19 protein-coding genes are annotated in these 14,510 nt (G+C 67.0%); 10 read left to right on the top strand and 9 right to left on the bottom strand.

Annotated elements, in window-relative coordinates; translation table 11 throughout:
• Positions 1-4: 4 nt before the first annotated feature.
• The 8 genes from OG787_RS18730 to OG787_RS18695 all read right to left on the bottom strand — a co-directional run bounded on the left by OG787_RS18730 (position 5) and on the right by OG787_RS18695 (position 6,103).
• Entirely contained in the window at positions 5-559 is a 555-nt protein-coding gene (locus tag OG787_RS18730; RefSeq protein WP_369033616.1) for a hypothetical protein, read from the bottom strand.
• Entirely contained in the window at positions 552-1,223 is a 672-nt protein-coding gene (locus tag OG787_RS18725; RefSeq protein ID WP_405535791.1) for a hypothetical protein, read from the bottom strand. Before OG787_RS18725 ends, OG787_RS18730 begins: the two co-directional genes overlap by 8 nt.
• Positions 1,220-1,798: a hypothetical protein gene (locus tag OG787_RS18720; RefSeq protein ID WP_369033614.1), complete on the bottom strand. Its 579-nt coding sequence runs from the start codon at positions 1,796-1,798 to the stop codon at positions 1,220-1,222. Before OG787_RS18720 ends, OG787_RS18725 begins: the two co-directional genes overlap by 4 nt.
• A gap of 36 nt (positions 1,799-1,834) precedes the next feature.
• Positions 1,835-3,043 carry a putative T7SS-secreted protein gene (locus OG787_RS18715; protein WP_369033613.1) on the bottom strand — a complete coding sequence of 403 codons (1,209 nt, stop codon included), beginning with the start codon at positions 3,041-3,043 and terminating at the stop codon, positions 1,835-1,837.
• The gene (locus tag OG787_RS18710) at positions 3,040-3,351 is read right to left on the bottom strand and encodes a hypothetical protein (protein WP_369033612.1); all 312 of its coding nucleotides are present in this window, start codon (positions 3,349-3,351) and stop codon (positions 3,040-3,042) included. Before OG787_RS18710 ends, OG787_RS18715 begins: the two co-directional genes overlap by 4 nt.
• Before the next feature lie 38 nt (positions 3,352-3,389).
• Positions 3,390-4,469 carry a hypothetical protein gene (locus OG787_RS18705; protein ID WP_405535790.1) on the bottom strand — a complete coding sequence of 360 codons (1,080 nt, stop codon included), beginning with the start codon at positions 4,467-4,469 and terminating at the stop codon, positions 3,390-3,392.
• Complete coding sequence (locus OG787_RS18700; protein ID WP_369033610.1) at positions 4,466-5,137, bottom strand: hypothetical protein; 672 nt, start codon at positions 5,135-5,137, stop codon at positions 4,466-4,468. The genes OG787_RS18705 and OG787_RS18700 overlap by 4 nt, the downstream gene beginning before the upstream one ends.
• A gap of 249 nt (positions 5,138-5,386) precedes the next feature.
• On the bottom strand, positions 5,387-6,103 hold the full coding sequence (locus OG787_RS18695) for a hypothetical protein (RefSeq protein WP_405535789.1): 717 nt from the start codon (positions 6,101-6,103) through the stop codon (positions 5,387-5,389).
• Between the two features lie 510 nt (positions 6,104-6,613).
• Between OG787_RS18695 and OG787_RS18690 the strand changes: the two genes are divergently transcribed.
• The 9 genes from OG787_RS18690 (at position 6,614) to OG787_RS18650 (ending at position 13,293) form a co-directional block, all read left to right on the top strand.
• Complete coding sequence (locus OG787_RS18690) at positions 6,614-7,342, top strand: hypothetical protein (RefSeq protein WP_405535788.1); 729 nt, start codon at positions 6,614-6,616, stop codon at positions 7,340-7,342.
• 16 nt (positions 7,343-7,358) lie between these two features.
• Positions 7,359-8,258: a hypothetical protein gene (locus OG787_RS18685; protein ID WP_405535787.1), complete on the top strand. Its 900-nt coding sequence runs from the start codon at positions 7,359-7,361 to the stop codon at positions 8,256-8,258.
• A complete protein-coding gene (locus OG787_RS18680) occupies positions 8,255-9,565 on the top strand; it encodes a CpaF family protein (protein WP_235475650.1) in 1,311 nt (436 codons plus the stop codon). Before OG787_RS18685 ends, OG787_RS18680 begins: the two co-directional genes overlap by 4 nt.
• 68 nt (positions 9,566-9,633) lie before the next feature.
• Complete coding sequence (locus tag OG787_RS18675) at positions 9,634-10,593, top strand: type II secretion system F family protein (protein ID WP_369033631.1); 960 nt, start codon at positions 9,634-9,636, stop codon at positions 10,591-10,593.
• Positions 10,590-11,513 carry a type II secretion system F family protein gene (locus OG787_RS18670; protein ID WP_369033606.1) on the top strand — a complete coding sequence of 308 codons (924 nt, stop codon included), beginning with the start codon at positions 10,590-10,592 and terminating at the stop codon, positions 11,511-11,513. Before OG787_RS18675 ends, OG787_RS18670 begins: the two co-directional genes overlap by 4 nt.
• 71 nt (positions 11,514-11,584) lie before the next feature.
• Positions 11,585-11,836 carry a hypothetical protein gene (locus OG787_RS18665; RefSeq protein WP_235475647.1) on the top strand — a complete coding sequence of 84 codons (252 nt, stop codon included), beginning with the start codon at positions 11,585-11,587 and terminating at the stop codon, positions 11,834-11,836.
• 55 nt (positions 11,837-11,891) lie between these two features.
• Positions 11,892-12,395, top strand: coding sequence for a TadE family protein (locus OG787_RS18660; RefSeq protein ID WP_235475646.1), 504 nt, complete (start codon positions 11,892-11,894; stop codon positions 12,393-12,395).
• A complete protein-coding gene (locus tag OG787_RS18655) occupies positions 12,395-12,829 on the top strand; it encodes a TadE/TadG family type IV pilus assembly protein (RefSeq protein WP_405535786.1) in 435 nt (144 codons plus the stop codon). The genes OG787_RS18660 and OG787_RS18655 overlap by 1 nt, the downstream gene beginning before the upstream one ends.
• 2 nt (positions 12,830-12,831) lie before the next feature.
• Positions 12,832-13,293: a pilus assembly protein TadG-related protein gene (locus OG787_RS18650; protein WP_405535785.1), complete on the top strand. Its 462-nt coding sequence runs from the start codon at positions 12,832-12,834 to the stop codon at positions 13,291-13,293.
• A 66-nt stretch (positions 13,294-13,359) separates the two neighbouring features.
• Here OG787_RS18650 and OG787_RS18645 read toward each other — a convergent pair whose 3' ends face one another.
• Positions 13,360-13,695 (bottom strand): hypothetical protein, encoded by a 336-nt coding sequence (locus OG787_RS18645; protein ID WP_369033605.1) that lies wholly within the window; start codon positions 13,693-13,695, stop codon positions 13,360-13,362.
• Positions 13,696-13,801: 106 nt separating this feature from the next.
• Here OG787_RS18645 and OG787_RS18640 point away from each other — a divergent pair, with 106 nt between their 5' ends.
• On the top strand, positions 13,802-14,449 hold the full coding sequence (locus OG787_RS18640) for a hypothetical protein (RefSeq protein WP_405535784.1): 648 nt from the start codon (positions 13,802-13,804) through the stop codon (positions 14,447-14,449).
• Positions 14,450-14,510: the final 61 nt, after the last annotated feature.

Genomic DNA, 14,510 nt, shown 5'->3' with positions numbered 1-14,510 from the left:
TCTCTCACACCCAGCGCAACGAGCCGGCTATCGCCTCGCACAGTTCGCCCAGAGGGCTCTTGATCCCGCTCAGCGGAACAGCGAAGGCGAGAAGCAGATACCCAACCTCCCCGGGCATCTGGACATAGAGATCCAGTGTCGTTGTCGTGCCGACACGAACCGTTTCTCCGGCGGGGAGAGAGACCACGGACACGTCTGCGGCGGTTTCCCTGCGAGCCGAAAGCGCCTCGGCGAACTCGTTCGGTGGGGCGTTCAGGGCTCCCCGCATCGGAAGCAGGGAGATCAGCAGCGTGGCAGGGGTGGCCACGCCGACAGCGGATTCCGTACGCAGGAAGAGTTCCAGGGCGCCCTGCGCGACTCCGCTCTCCGCGGTGTTGCGCAGGTTCGTCCAGAGTTCCTGCTTGGCTTCCGCGGACATCGGCCGACGGGCGGCCTGCTGATCGACGAACGTCTTCAGCTGGGGACGCCAGCGGTCGAGTGTGAGGTCGATTCGGAACCAGTCGCGGGGTACGAGGAGTTTGTAGTCCTCGGGTGCTTCCGGGCGCGTCGGCTCAGTCACGCGGAGGCCCCAGGAGATTGCCCTGGTCGTCGAAAACGCTCAGGCTCTTGAGGACGCCCGCGAACATGGAAGAGAAGACGTCCCAGCCTTCCTGTGACGGCGTCACCATCTCCAGCACGACGACCGTGCCGTTGGGCAATGGCACGTGTACCTGGATGAACGAGGTCCAGAAGGGCTCGTCCTGACCTGACGGTGCGAGGGACGCGTCGATGGTCGCCTGCCGGGCGCCGATGCACGACACGGCCGGGCCGCAGGGCAGGCTGATCTCGGCCACCTCGCCCTGGCCGAGCGCGCTCAGAGCGTCGGCAGTGGCGCGGACCGGGTTGAACCGGGCCTCCTCCGCGATGTCGGTGATGGATACGTGCACCGTGGCAGTGCAGCGGGTCCCCTCGACCTCGGTGACGACGAAGCCGGAGTACTGCACACCACCTTCGACGAAGGCGTCGTAGTTGCCGGCGCACAGGGCGGCCCACTGGTACTGCATGTCGGATGTGCCCTTGGGTATCACCTGCTTCGCCAACTCGACGAGCTCGTCTGCGAGCTCGTCGATCGACTCCACGTCCATGGGCAGCTCGAAGAAGCCCTCCGGCATGATCCAGCGGACGTGGACGGCCTCGCCGTCCACGACAGAGGCGACTTCGGTCTCCGGCGTGACTGTGTTCATCGAGTCTCTGCCTCACTGGGCAACTCGAGGTCTGCGGCGTCCGCGTGGAAATTGGCGGCGAAAGGATACGGACCGTAGTGCGGGTAGAAATCCGGAAGGTCGGCGCCGCCACCGGCGGCGGCATGGGCGAACTTCCGGTAGGCGGCTGCCCGGGCCCGGACCTTCTGGCGGGGGCGGCTTCCCCAGTGCCGGGTCAGGGTGATGACGTAGAGCAGAACGATGAGGGCGACCACGCCTCCGGCCGCCGCGTAGTAGAGCGTCTGGGACTTCGACGATTCCCAGTACTGGACATAGCCGCCCCAATAGAGGAAAAGCCCGACAAGGACCAGAGCGGACGGAACACCCAACTTCATTCCGGCGCTGTGCAGCCTGGCCTCGTCGAGATGACGAAGGCGAAGCAGCTTCAGTACGGCTTCGTCATCGAGGAAATCGAAGTGAACCCGACGACCCTCCGCCTCGGCCACCTCCCGCGCGGCAGGTACCGAGGCCAGTACCTGGCCAGGAACCATTTTCCTGATGATGCTGCCCCGAGCCCGGTACTCACCGGGGCCGGGCTCACGGTCTTCGTCCGACATCTCTGACGCTCTCCTTTGTGTGGGGGATCGGGATTACTACTGGGCCAGGGCGGTGTGGAACGGCGCCGATCGAGGCGTGGGAGCCGGCTGAGGAGACGGGCTCGGGGTCGCCTTCGGCAGGTCACCAGGGTCGCCGGTCGCCTTGCCGTTGTGCCCGGAGAAGATCTTCACCATGGCGCTGACAAAGCTGCCGGTCTTGATGCCCGCTGTGATCTTCTCTCCCGCGATCGCCGGTTTTCCAGCCTTGACCAGGATCTTGTTCACCGCGTTGACGGCGATCCCGTTGAAGAACTTGAAGCCCACGCCTTCGAGCGCAGCACCGCCACTGAAGCCGATTCCACGCAGCCTGGACAACCCCTTGAGCCCCTTGATGGCCCGGAAGCCCTTCAGGGCGCCTAGTCCCGGCATGACCCCCAGCGCGTCGAAGAAGAGCTTGGACGCGCTGAATTTTCCTCCGCGAGCCGTCATGTCGTAGACGTGCCCGGCAAGGGCGAGGGCACTGGTGACCACGGCCAGGGTCGCGAAGATCGGTGCCAGCGCCTGGAGAGGAGGAACGAACACACAGATCACGGCCAGAATGGAAAAAATAGCCGACAGGTTGGAGAGTCTGTCCGCCCAGTCCGCCAGGAAATTCATGATTCCGCCGGGGTCATGGACGCCGTCGTGGTGGACGATGTTCTTGATGTGCTTCGCGGCAGCGCTCGCGGCGTCATCGCGAATTATTTTCGCTCGCCCGATTTCGCTGTGGCAGTCGCGAATGACATCCATCGCGGCTTCCTGCTTTTTCTCAAGCCGAGTGCGGTCCGTAACGTCGTCACGGCTCGGAACTGTGCCCTCGTACTGTTTGAGATCACCGGTGGCACCCTTGAGATCGGTCTCCGCGTCTCGGTACTTCTGTAGAGCCTTGTCCGCGATCTGCTGTGCTCGGTGGAGTTCACTCGCGTACTCGGAGGATTCGCCGCCCCCGTCGACGACCTTGGTGCCGAGGGCCTTGGCCGCCTCGTCGTAACGCTCGAAGGAACGCTTCAACCGCCCTGACGCGCCGTCGGCTATCTCGTGGAACGCCCGACCGGCGTCACTGTCCCAGCTCTCGACCGACGCGAGTGCCTTGATGTTTTCGGCCTGTTTGTCGATCTCATCGGCCATCCTGCGCAACTGCTTGCCGAGCCGCGCGACTTCGTAGGGATCACCGGGTATGGGGTCCCCGTCATGCAATGGCTCCCAGTCTCTCGGACGCGAACTCATTTCTTCCCCTTGGCCTGCTTGCGGGAGTCCCGAAGAGCCTTCGCGAGTTCCCCGTCGACGCTGTCGTACGTGTCAGCGGCGGTCTTGGTGTACTTGGCAAGATTCTCGATGTCGTCCATCAGTTTCTTGCGAGTCTTCTTCCAGGTGTCGGAGAACTCGTCGAAGACATCACGAAGCTTGTCGCTGCCGAGGGCATTGTCGTAGTCGTCGGCAGGGTTGCCGTTGTCCTTGAACTCGCGATGAATCCTGTACAAGGAGTCCGAGCAGTCTCTGATCAGATCAAGGTCAGCTCTTGTTCTGTCGGCCATAGGGGTCCCCCGTTAATGTTCGATCTGGCGTGCTGAAATCAGCGGTTGACGGCCTGGATCTCCTGGACGGTGATCGCCTGTTCGCTGCCGAACGTGCCGTTCGGGAGGTCGCCGCCCGCGCCGCCCGTTCCGGTCCAGGCGATGTCCCAGGTGATGGTGGCCCGCAGGTTGTACGTGCCGTCGCCCGAGGAGCGGAGGTACTTGAGTCCGCACGGTGGGGTCTGGCTCGCCTTGCCCTGGGCGTAGGGCTCGCCGATGGAGCCGTCCGCGTTGATGACGCACTCGCCGGAGGCCGGGTAGGTCTCGGCGTCCGTCGTGCCCGGTTCCAGCTTCAGGGACACCGGCTTGGCGGTGGTCGTGGCCTGGATGTTGAAGCCCGGGGCGTTCAGGGCCGCCGTCGCCTGGACCTCGTCGAAGACGGCCTTGTCCAGCCAGGCCCAAGTCGGCAGGTTCACCTTGGTGTTGGCCGCCGGGGCGAGGGTGACCTTGGTGTCGGGGAGCTGCATGTGCTGGTAGGCGAGGCCGGCGAGTATCTCCGGGCTGATGGCCTGTTCGTACTGGGGTGGCGGGGCTTCGCCGTTGTCGACCCAGAAGGGGATGTCGGTGCAGGACGTCCGCTTGAGTACGTCCGCCTCGTTGGGGTTCTCGACAGCGGCCCAGAACATCCCTTCGCCGTCCTTGTCGACGTTGTAGTCCTTGTAGCCGGGGGTGTCGGTCCAGCCGTAGTCGTCCTCGTAGTGGCGCTGGAGCTCACCGATCGCCGAGCTGGCGGTGCCGCCCATGCCGGGCTTGTTCAGGGCCTCGTCAAGGCTCCCGGACATTTCTTTCTTGAAGTCCTTGGCGCCGAGGTACGGGGCGTACCAGCAGGGCGGGGGCGTCCAGTTGACGTCGGCCGACGTCACGTTGCCGGTGCCGCCGCCCTTGGCGACGGATCCGGAGTACTGGATCTTGGCGGCTGCGTAGATGCCTGTGGTGTCGCTGCCGCCTTGCTGTTCCGAGTCGGCGCCTTCATCGAAGGCCGATGGTTCCTCGGAGTAGGCCGGATGCGCGAGGGTGACGATGCCGAGGGCCAGCGTCAGCGCTGTGGCGCGGAGAAGGATGCGTCGCGACCTGCTCACTGGCACTGCGCCGCCTTCGTCTCGACGAATACCTTGGACGCCTGCCACAGGCTGTCACCCGTAGGGAACTTGACCATAATGATCTTGAAGTACGCGAAGTCCGAGATGCTGGGCGTGGTCTCCAGGACCTTCCCGGTCTTGACCTCCTTGCCGTAGAACCTGCTTGAGTCGACGCAGAACGCGACCTCCACGGCGTTGCCGTTCGACGTGGACCTGGTGGTGGCCTGGTACTGGCGCCGGGTGCCGGTGGCCGTCCAGTCGCCCTTGAGCCTGCTTTCGATCTGTGTCTTCGCGTAGGTCAGTCCGCCACCGGTGGAGTAGGTGGTCACGGCCGCGTCGTCGGCCGTTCGCTTGACGACGCCGTGGTAGATCGCGCGGATGAAGTTCGCGGCGTCATCCATCGCCGCCGCCTCGTTCTTGTTCGACGGCTTCGTCCAGTCGAAGACCAGGTTGATGTCCTTGGGCAGGGACAAGTCCACCCCGTCCGGCTTGTCCTCCGCCGATGCCTCCGACGGTTCCGCCGACTTCGTCGGAGTCGCCGTGCTCTGTTCGGCGCCGGCGATCTTGTCGTTGGCGGTGGACTCGTTGTCTCCGCTGCCGCAGGCCGTCAGCAATAGGGCTGCGGTCGCGGTGAGCGCGGCAGCAACGGGCAAAGAGCGGCGCTTCAAGGTGGGCTCCCCGTGAGATGTCGATACAGCTGAGAGCCCTGACGGTATCTGGGGGGCTTGTGGTCCTGCCAGGCTGATATGCCTTCGGAGCGAGGGTGTTTGTGAATCTATCGGTGCAAATTCGATACGTCCTGTGTCCTGATCGTGTCCACCTGGAGATGTGCTCGACCCCGGACAGCGGGCAGCGTCCGGGGTCGTGTTGCTTCGTCCGCCTTCGCGGCAGCTATCTGGGCTGGTGGGTACGGGAGCTCAGCCGAGCTTCGCGTTCTGCGCCTTCACCAGGGCCGTCGGGATCACTCCGTTGCCCAGGCCTCCCTGTACGAACGCGGTGGTGTTCAGCGTGAAGTAGTTGGCGATCGTGTCGCCGAAGCGGAAGGTCTGGGTGCGGAGGGTCTGGGTGGCGCCCCGGTATGTGAACGTCGCGGCCGTGGCCAGGGATTCGTCGCCGCCGGCGGGGGCCGTCTCCACGGTCACCGAGTCGTACGCCGTGGTCCCGGCGGACGACTTCGCGGTGAAGCCGCCTCCGCACGCGTCGGCCGCCGCGGTCAGCCCCTTCATCGCTGCCTCCGCCTTGCCGGTGGCGTACGTGGCGAGCGTGATGTACGTGAGCATGCCCTTGTCCGAGTTCGTGACCCGTACGAGTGAGGCTTCCGGGGTGCCGATGGGTAGCTCGTTCAGCGCGTACGCCAGGGGAGCGCAGTCCGTTTTGTTCGAGGTCAGCTCGGACTGGGACTTGGCCAGGGCGTCGTTGGCGGCGGGCTCCGAGATGCTGAAGCCGCCGGCCTCGGCCTTGGTGACCAGGAGTTGTGCGACCCGTTCCGCCGGGCCCGCCTGCTTGGTCTGCGAGGCCGGGGCGGACGCCTTGGGCTTGTCGGCGGTTTCCTTGCCGTCCTCGCCGTCCCCTGAGCAGGCGGTCAGCGCCGCCGCCAGGCAGAGGAGGGAAAGGGGCAGTGCGGTTCGCTTCATGGGGGGTGTTCCTGCGGTTCTCTGCTTGGCGGGTGGTTCCCGAGGGAGGGCGGTCAAGGATCATGGCACGGCCGCTCCGGGGGTAGCCGGGCGTCGCGTGAGCGAATCGTGCAGGCCTCATGGCCGAGCCGTGGCGACCGGCGGTCGTGGTGGCCGGGGCTGGGTGGCGTGCAAATGTCGGGTCGGCAACAGATTCACGCGTGCACAGCAGGTGCCGTAACCGGATCGCTGTGCTCAACGGGGAACCGTACGGCCGTAGTTGCACGTGAATAACGTTGTGCCCGGCGCTGTTCACGATCCAGAACGCGCCTTGAGGGGCTTATGTGCGGCTGATACGGTGCCATGGCTTGACACTCACTCCAGCGCTGGCTAATTGGCCGGGTCGGGCGGTACGTCCAGCAGTAAGGGCGTATCGCGTGCATCGCGTACATCGTGCGTATTCGCGAGTGAAGTGTCCTATTTGGCACTTAAATTGGCAGAATTTTTCTTGGGTGTACGGGGAGCTGTTGCGTGAAGATCCAAGAGCGTACGGGTGCGGGCGGCGGCCGTTCCTCGGTACCCGCTCAGCCGATGGCCGGAGAGCGGCTTCCGGCGCCGCCTCGCGAGCGCAAACCGGCTCTTGCCGCTCTTGCGGTGCTTCTGATTCTGGTCGGCGCGCTGGGCGCGACGATGCTCGTGCTGCGGGCGGGGGACCGGATCGAGGTCGTCAAGGTCACCGGTGACATTCCGGCCGGCGGGGCCGTCACCAAGGCCAACACGGCGTCCGTCATGGTCGCGGCCGATGCCGGTATCCACTACATCCCGTGGGAACAGCTGGACGGCTTGATGAAGCTGAAGGCCATCAACGCGATCCCCGCCGGAGTCGTCCCCGTGGGCGAGATGTTCGCCGCCGAGACCGGCGTCGCCGCCGGGCAGGCCACCGTCGGTCTCTCCCTCAAGGAGGGCCAGTACCCGAACGGTCTCGAAGCCGGTGACCTTGTCGCCGCCTACCGCGTCGGCAGCACCACCGGCACCGGCTCCACCACCGGCTCCAGCGACTCCTCCTCGTCCGGCGCCGGCACCACGCTGATCGTGGACAAGGCGAAGGTCACTTACGTGAAGCCGGCGGCGAGCAGTGGCGACGTCATAAGCAGCACCAACCTCCCCGTCACCCTCACCGTGGACAGCACCAAGGCCGCCGATCTCGCTCAGGCAGCCGCCGCAGGCCAAGTGGCTCTCGTGCTCATCCCCAGCAGCTGAAGGCGGCCCCAGAACAATGGCGCTCATCGTTCTTGCCGCCGACAAGGGTTCCCCCGGCGTGACCACCGCGGCCGTCGCTCTCGCGGCGGTCTGGCCGCGGCGGGCCCTGCTCGCCGAGACCGACCCGGCCGGGGGCGACCTCGTGTACCGCAGTGCCGCCGCGCACGGCGGGATGCTCAACCCCAACACCGGCATGCTGTCCATCGCCGCGACCGCGCGGCGTGGGCTCGTTCCCGATCAACTCTGGGACCACGTACAGCCGTTGAGCGGTGGACTCGAAGTGCTCGTCGGGCTCGGAATTGCTGAGCAGGCCGCCGGGCTCGCGGGACTCTGGCCCACTCTCGGCAGCGCCTTCGCGCAGCTCGCCGACTCCCCGAACGCGCCCGCCGACGTCATCGCCGACTGCGGACGCATCAGCGGGGACACCCCTGTCGTCGAACTGTTCCCGCATGCCGCCCTCGTGCTGCTCATCTCGCGGACCGAGCCCGAGGCCATCGCTCGCGTGCGTGATCGTGCCGCCGCTCTCTCCACCAAGCTGCACGGTGGTCCGCGCGGGGCCGCCAGCCTCGGTACGCCGTTCATCGGGGTCATCCTGATCGCCGATCCGAACAACTCGGGCAAGCTGGTCAACCAGGTCAACGACATGCTCGTACACGCGCAGACGGGTGCCCGGGTCGTCGGCACGCTCGCCGAAGACCCCGCCGGGGCCGAGCAGTTGGCCGGGCGCAAGCGCGGGCGGCTCGACAAGTCGATGCTCATCAGGTCGGCCCGCAAGGTGACTTCGGATCTGTATCAGCAGTACGGCGCCGCATGGTCCGTACCCGGTCAGGTCCAGCAGGCTCAGCAGATCCAGCAGCCGGGCGGCCAACAGCCCGGCCACGCGGGCTACTCCGGCCATGCCGGAGCCGGCCGATGACCGCTGTCGACCACTCGCTGGTCAAGCGGTTCCGGCAGGACGCCGGTGACCGGATCTCCGAGCAGCGTCGGCTCGACCAGGCCTCCAACGTCACGCCGATGTCCGGCGAGGACGAGCGGCAGTACGCGCGCGCAGTCATAGCCCAGATCCTCGAGGACTACGCCCGGACCGAGATCAACGCCGGGCGTACGCCGCTGGATGCCGAGACCGAGGAGCAGTACGCGGCCGCCGTGCACGCCGCGCTCTTCGGCGTCGGGCGGCTCCAGCCACTGCTCGACAACCCCGACGTCGAGAACATCGACATCAACGGGTACGACCAGGTCTTCGTCGGGTATTCCGATGGGCGGGAAGTGGCCGGGGATCCCGTCGCCGAGTCCGACGAGGAACTCATCGAGCTGATCCAGGTGCTCGGCGCCTACTCCGGGCTCTCCTCCCGGCCCTTCGACTCCGCCAATCCGCAGCTCGACCTGCGGCTGCCGGACGGGTCCCGACTCTCCGCGGTCATGGATGTGACGCGCCGCCCCGCGCTCTCCATTCGTCGTGCGCGTATGGGGAAGGTCTTCATCTCGGACCTCGTCGGGAACGGGACCGTCACCCCCGAGGTCGCGCACTTCATGGCCTGTGCCGTGCGCGCCCGGAAGAACATCATGATCGCGGGCGCCACCAACGCCGGTAAGACGACGCTGCTTCGGGCCCTCGCCAACGAGATCCCGCCGCACGAGCGGCTCATCACAGTCGAGCGTGCGCTGGAGCTGGGCCTCGACCAGTTCCCCGAACTCCACCCCAACGTCGTGGCGTTCGAAGAACGGCTGCCCAACTCCGAGGGCCAGGGCATGATTTCGATGGCCGAGCTGGTGCGGCGGTCGCTGCGTATGAACCCCTCGCGCGTCATCGTCGGTGAGGTGCTCGGCGACGAGATCGTGACGATGCTCAACGCGATGTCGCAGGGCAATGACGGCTCGCTCTCCACGATCCACGCCAACAGCTCGCACGAGGTCTTCAACCGCATCTCCACGTACGCGCTCCAGGCGACGGAGCGGCTGCCCATCGAGGCCAGCCAGATGCTCGTCGCGGGCGCCGTGAACTTCGTCGTCTTCATCACGCGGCGCAACAACTTCCATACGGGAGGCCGGCTCCAGCGCATGGTGACCTCGGTCCGTGAGGTCAACGGCGTGGACGGCCGGGTGCTGTCCAGCGAGGTCTTCGCCGAGACCCCGGACGGCCGCATCGTGCCGCACGCGCCCATCTCCTGCCTCGACGATCTGGTCGCGCACGGGTACCGGTTGCCCGGCGGGAACTGGGGGTGACCATGATCAACACCAACATCGACGGGTACGGCGATACGTACTCGGCGGCCGTCGGCTCGCTCGGTTCCATGGGCGGGCTGTTCTCCACCGAGGTCCTCTACTCGCTCGTGGCCGGTATCGCCGTCGGCGGCGGGCTCGCGCTGCTCGTCGTCGCGATCCGGGGGCTGCCGGCCAAACCGGAGCACGAGAAGCAGAAGGCCAGCGAGCGGGCCAACGAACTCATCCGGTTCGCGGGGCAGCGCGGTTCGCTCGCCGCCCTCGTCGGACTCGCCGTGCTGGTGCTCACCCGGTGGGCGGTGGCCGGAATCGCGGCCGGCGTCCTCGTCTTCTTCTGGGACCGCCTCTTCGGCGGCGCGGCGGAGGAACGGGCCGGCATGCGGCGCGTCGAGGCCCTCGCCTCCTGGACGGAGTCGCTGCGCGACACGATCGCCGGCGCTGTCGGTCTGGAGCAGGCGATCCCGGCGTCGGCGCGCGCGGCGGCACCGGTACTGCGTCCGCATCTGGACGCGATGGTCGACCGGCTCCGCTCCCGTACCCCGCTCCCCGAGGCATTGCAGCAGCTCGCCGACGAGATCGATGACGCGTCCGCCGACATCATCGTCGCGGCGCTCATCCTCAACTCGCGGCTGCGCGGCCCGGGTCTGCGTCAAGTCCTGGGCGCGCTCGCGAAGTCTGCGCGCGAGGAGGTCGACATGCGGCAGCGCGTCATGGCGCAGCGGTCGTCAACTCGCAGGTCCGTGCAGATCGTTGTGGCGGTTTCGGTCGCCTTCGTGCTCGGACTCGCCATCTTCAACCGGGAGTTCGTCGAGCCGTACGGCACGCCGATCGGTCAGGTCGTACTCGCCGGTGTCTGCGGTCTGTTCGCGCTCGGCTTCTGGTGGCTGCGCAAGCTGTCGACCATCGAGACACCCGAACGCTTCCTGGTGCGGGACGACGCGTCCGTGAAGTTCGTACGGCCGCCCCAGGCGCCGAACCCGGGTGCGCAGGGACAGCCGCCGTACGGCGCCGAGGAAGGGGTACGTCGATGAACGACCTGACCATGCCCGTGCTGGTCGGCGCCGTCCTGGGCCTCGGTATCTACGTCCTCGTACGGGCGTTGATGCCGTCGAAGCGGAGTGCGGTCGCGCAGGTCGCGCGGATCGACGCGATGCGGGCGCGGGGAGCGGCGTACGAGTCGGCACATCGCACGCAGGACGCCGGGCGGATCGGTTCGTTCCGGGCCCAAGTGGGCGTCCGGGTCTCGGACTTCTACTTCCAGCAGGGGTGGGAGCAGCGCTCGCTGCGGGCCGATCTGGCCGTCCTGGACCGGAGTTGGGAGAACTTCCTCGCGACGAAGGTGCTGCTGGGGGCGGCCGGTCTGTTCTTCGGCCCGTTCCTGTTCGCCATCGTCTACACGCTGAGCATGGCCAGCAGCCCGGCCGTCCCGGTCTGGCTGGCGCTGCTCTTCGCGCTGGTCTTCTTCTTCCTGCCCGACCTGGAGGTACGGCGGGACGCGGCCGACAAGCGGCGTGACCTGCGGCGGGTGATCGGGGCGTATCTCGACCTGGTGTCGATGAGCCTGGCCGGCGGCCGGGGTCTGCCCGAGGCACTGATGGCGGCGGCGGAGGTGTCGGACGGCTGGGCCACCCAGCGCATCCGCAACGCGCTCGCGGACGCCCGTATCACCGGTACCAGCCAGTGGCAGGCGCTCGGTTCGCTCGGCGAGGAGCTGGGGGTGGAGGAGCTGAAGGATCTGTCGGCCTCCCTCGCGCTCGTCGCCGACGACGGGGCCAAGGTCCGTGAGTCCCTCGCCTCCCGCGCCGAGACCATGCGGCACCGCGAACTCGCCGAGATCGAGGGCAGCGCGGGGGAGAAGTCCCAGTCGATGCTCGTGGCCCAACTGCTGCTGTGCGCAGGCTTCCTGGTGTTCCTGATCTACCCGGCGGCGATGCGGGTGTTCCAGGTCTGAGTCATTTCCAGTGCTGATTCCAGTACTGCCCATGCCCCAAGATGCTTTTTGATTTGAGAGGACAACTCACCATGAACGGACGGAACTTCAGCACCGGGATCCCGGCAATGGACTTCCTGGTCACCTTCTTCCAGGCCCGGGTGGAGCGAGCGCGCTCCGGCGAGCTGGACCGCGGTGCGTCCGCGGTCGAGTGGGTCATCATCTCCGCGGTCGTCGTGGCGATCGTCGGCGTGGTCGCCGCGATCATCAACACCGCGCTGAGCGACGGCGCCAACAAGGTCGGCGACTGCATCAAGGGCGCCAAGGCGAGCGGCACCTGCTGATCGTCGTACGAAAACGGGGTGTACGGGGTCGAGTCGGTTGACGGGGTTGTTGCTCGTGGGTGGCGCAGGCAGATGGGTACGCCGAAGGGTGGAGGCCGCACGGGAGTCGGCGTCCGCCCGCGGTGACTCCGGCACGTCCGGCGCCGGCAGGTCCGGGGCAGGCAGGTCCGACTCCGGCATGACCGCGATCGAGTTCGTGCTGCTGACGCCCGTACTCTTCTTCATGATCTTCGCGACGGTGCAGTTCGCGCTGTACTTCTTCGCGGACCATGTGGCCCAGGCGGCGGCCCAGGCCGGCGCCCGCAAGGCCCGCGCCATGGCGCACGACCAGCCGGGCGCCTGGCGCGGCGAGGCGCAGGACGTGGTGGACAGCTACATCCAGCAACTCGGCCCGAGCCTGGTCCTGTCGCCGAACGTGACGATGCTCCAGCCCGAGGTGAACACGGTGGGCGTGGAGATCACGGCACGGGTGCCCACGGTGTTCCCCGGGTTCGATCTGACGGTGCACGCGCAGTCGGTGGGGCCGGTGGAGCGGTTCGTGCGGGAGGGGGAGAACTGATGAACTCGCCTTCTGATGTACGGAGCCGCGGCGTGCGGGAGTACGGCGACCGGGGCCTGTCCACCATCGAGGTGGTGATCCTCGCCCCGGTGATGATCATGTTCATCCTGGTGCTGGTGGCTTTTGGGCAACTGGTCGACGGGCGTGGGGCTCTTGACGGGGCGGCGCGGGACGCCGCCCGTGCCGGTTCGATCCAGAAGGATCACGTGACAGCGATGGCGGAGGCCAGGGAGGCGGCGGAGGCCGACCTCACAGATGTCTGTTCCGGCCCGGTCACGGTGACCCAGACCAGCGTCGGCTTCGAGGCCGACACCATCTTCAGCGTCGAGGTGAGCTGCGAGGTGCGGGGCCTGGCGATGCTGGGCCTGGACATCCCGACCACCCTGACAGCGACCTTCAGCTCACCGCTGGACCCGTTCCGGAGGACGGTGTGACGGTGCACTCTGCTGTACGTGACTGGTGTGAGCGTAGGTGGGCCCGCCTGGACGACCGCGGCTCGGGCGCCGGCGCCGTGATCATCTTCGCCCTCCTCTTCCTCTCCCTCTCCGCCTTCGTGATCGACGGCGGCATGTCCATCTCGAAGCGGGAACGCGCGGCGGACATCGCGGAACAGGCGGCGCGTTACGCCGCCCAGGACATCGACCTCGAAGCCCTCTACGGCAACGCGGCGGGCGGCGCCCCGATCAACTTCCAGAACTGCGACGCCCGCGTGAAGGCCTTCGCTCAGGAGATGGGCATGTCCGCCGCGGACACGGGCGCGTCCCACTGCGTGGCGGCGAACGCGGACGAGGTGCAGGTCGAGGTGCAGTTGACGTACTCGCCGGTGTTCACGGGGCTGTTCTACGGCGGGGACGTGACGGTACGGGGCGAGGCTGTGGCGGAGAACGAGGTGGGGTGAGTGGGGTACGGGGCACGCGCCCCGATGCTCACACGCATACCCACACGCACACCCGCACCGCTCAGCTCACTTGTCGCCGCCGCTGCCCCTGGTGTCCTTGGTCGTCATCTTCTCGTTGACCTGCTTGGCCAGTTCGTCGTCCAGCTTCTTGAACTCGCGGACGACGGCGTCGGACATGCTGGCGAGGGCGTCCAGTTGCTGGGTGATGTCCTCGCGCCCGTCCTCCCAGTTGGACTCGAAGTCCTCCAGGGCGTCGTTCACGCTGCCGTCGCCGATGTCGTCCCGGTAGGACTCGAAGAGCTTCTTGGTGTGGTTCAGCCGGGTCTTGATGGAACGCAGCCGGCTGCCGTAGTCCTCAAGTTCGCTCAGCGGGAGCGTGAGGTCGGACTTGCCCTTGCCCATGTGTGAGTCCCCCGGAGTGCCTCGTAGTCTGATCAGCGTCTGGTCGGCACCGTACAACGGAACGATGTCGGCACGGGAGATCGAGTCAACGGGGTGGAGTGAGGACATGGCCCGCTACAGCGAAGCGCAGACGGTCGAGCGAGGTGGGTTCCGGATCAAGGTGCCCGAGTCGTGGTGGGAGTTCGACGTACGCCCCGAGTCCCGCGACGACTCGATCCGGCGGATGGTGGACGAACGGGTGCGGCAGCGCGAGGAGTTGGCCCCGCACCGCGACACGTACACCGCGTTCCTGCGGAAGGCGGCGGCGGACGCGTGGAAGTCGGGTGCGCTGTACTGCGGTTGTATGGCCGAGAGCTTCGGCGGCGACACCCCGATCACCGGCTCGGTGACGGTCTCGATGGTCGGCGGCCGGGCCCAGGACGGCACACCGCTCTCGACCGAACCGGCGGTCATCGCGGCCCAGTTGGCGGTCAAGGAGGCGAAGAGGGAAGGGGACAGCTGGCGGAAGGTGACGACCGTCGACATCCCCGGCGTCGGCCCGGCGGCGCGTACGTACGGCGTCGAGGACATCGCCGTACCGGGCGACGAACTCGGCCGCACCATCCGGGCTGTGCTGATGCAGACGTTCATCCCGGTGCCCGGCCAGGAGGGCAAGGTGGCGCTGGTGGCGGGCAGCAGCCAGGTGCTGGACCTCGCGGAGTCGTTCTTCGACATCTTCGACGCGATCACCTCGACATTCCGGTTCAACGACTGATCTCCTTCACTCCGAACGACCGTTCCTTGTAAGTTCACGTGTGCACACGGTTGTTGCTGGC

This window comes from Streptomyces sp. NBC_00075 (genome assembly GCF_045041225.1).
Lineage (GTDB): Bacteria > Actinomycetota > Actinomycetes > Streptomycetales > Streptomycetaceae > Streptomyces > Streptomyces adonidis.
Note: the sequence above shows the minus strand (reverse complement) of the source record. Positions and strands in the feature narration are given on the sequence as shown.

Bases quoted from the DNA above. Each gene is read 5' to 3' on its own strand.
- OG787_RS18725 (WP_405535791.1), bottom strand. From the start codon at position 1,223: ATGAACACAGTCACGCCGGAGACCGAAGTCGCCTCTGTCGTGGACGGC.
- OG787_RS18720 (WP_369033614.1), bottom strand. From the start codon at position 1,798: ATGTCGGACGAAGACCGTGAGCCCGGCCCCGGTGAGTACCGGGCTCGG.
- OG787_RS18715 (WP_369033613.1), bottom strand. From the start codon at position 3,043: ATGAGTTCGCGTCCGAGAGACTGGGAGCCATTGCATGACGGGGACCCC.
- OG787_RS18710 (WP_369033612.1), bottom strand. From the start codon at position 3,351: ATGGCCGACAGAACAAGAGCTGACCTTGATCTGATCAGAGACTGCTCG.
- OG787_RS18695 (WP_405535789.1), bottom strand. From the start codon at position 6,103: ATGAAGCGAACCGCACTGCCCCTTTCCCTCCTCTGCCTGGCGGCGGCG.
- OG787_RS18685 (WP_405535787.1), top strand. From the start codon at position 7,359: ATGGCGCTCATCGTTCTTGCCGCCGACAAGGGTTCCCCCGGCGTGACC.
- OG787_RS18680 (WP_235475650.1), top strand. From the start codon at position 8,255: ATGACCGCTGTCGACCACTCGCTGGTCAAGCGGTTCCGGCAGGACGCC.
- OG787_RS18675 (WP_369033631.1), top strand. From the start codon at position 9,634: ATGGGCGGGCTGTTCTCCACCGAGGTCCTCTACTCGCTCGTGGCCGGT.
- OG787_RS18670 (WP_369033606.1), top strand. From the start codon at position 10,590: ATGAACGACCTGACCATGCCCGTGCTGGTCGGCGCCGTCCTGGGCCTC.
- OG787_RS18665 (WP_235475647.1), top strand. From the start codon at position 11,585: ATGAACGGACGGAACTTCAGCACCGGGATCCCGGCAATGGACTTCCTG.
- OG787_RS18655 (WP_405535786.1), top strand. From the start codon at position 12,395: ATGAACTCGCCTTCTGATGTACGGAGCCGCGGCGTGCGGGAGTACGGC.
- OG787_RS18645 (WP_369033605.1), bottom strand. From the start codon at position 13,695: ATGGGCAAGGGCAAGTCCGACCTCACGCTCCCGCTGAGCGAACTTGAG.
- OG787_RS18640 (WP_405535784.1), top strand. From the start codon at position 13,802: ATGGCCCGCTACAGCGAAGCGCAGACGGTCGAGCGAGGTGGGTTCCGG.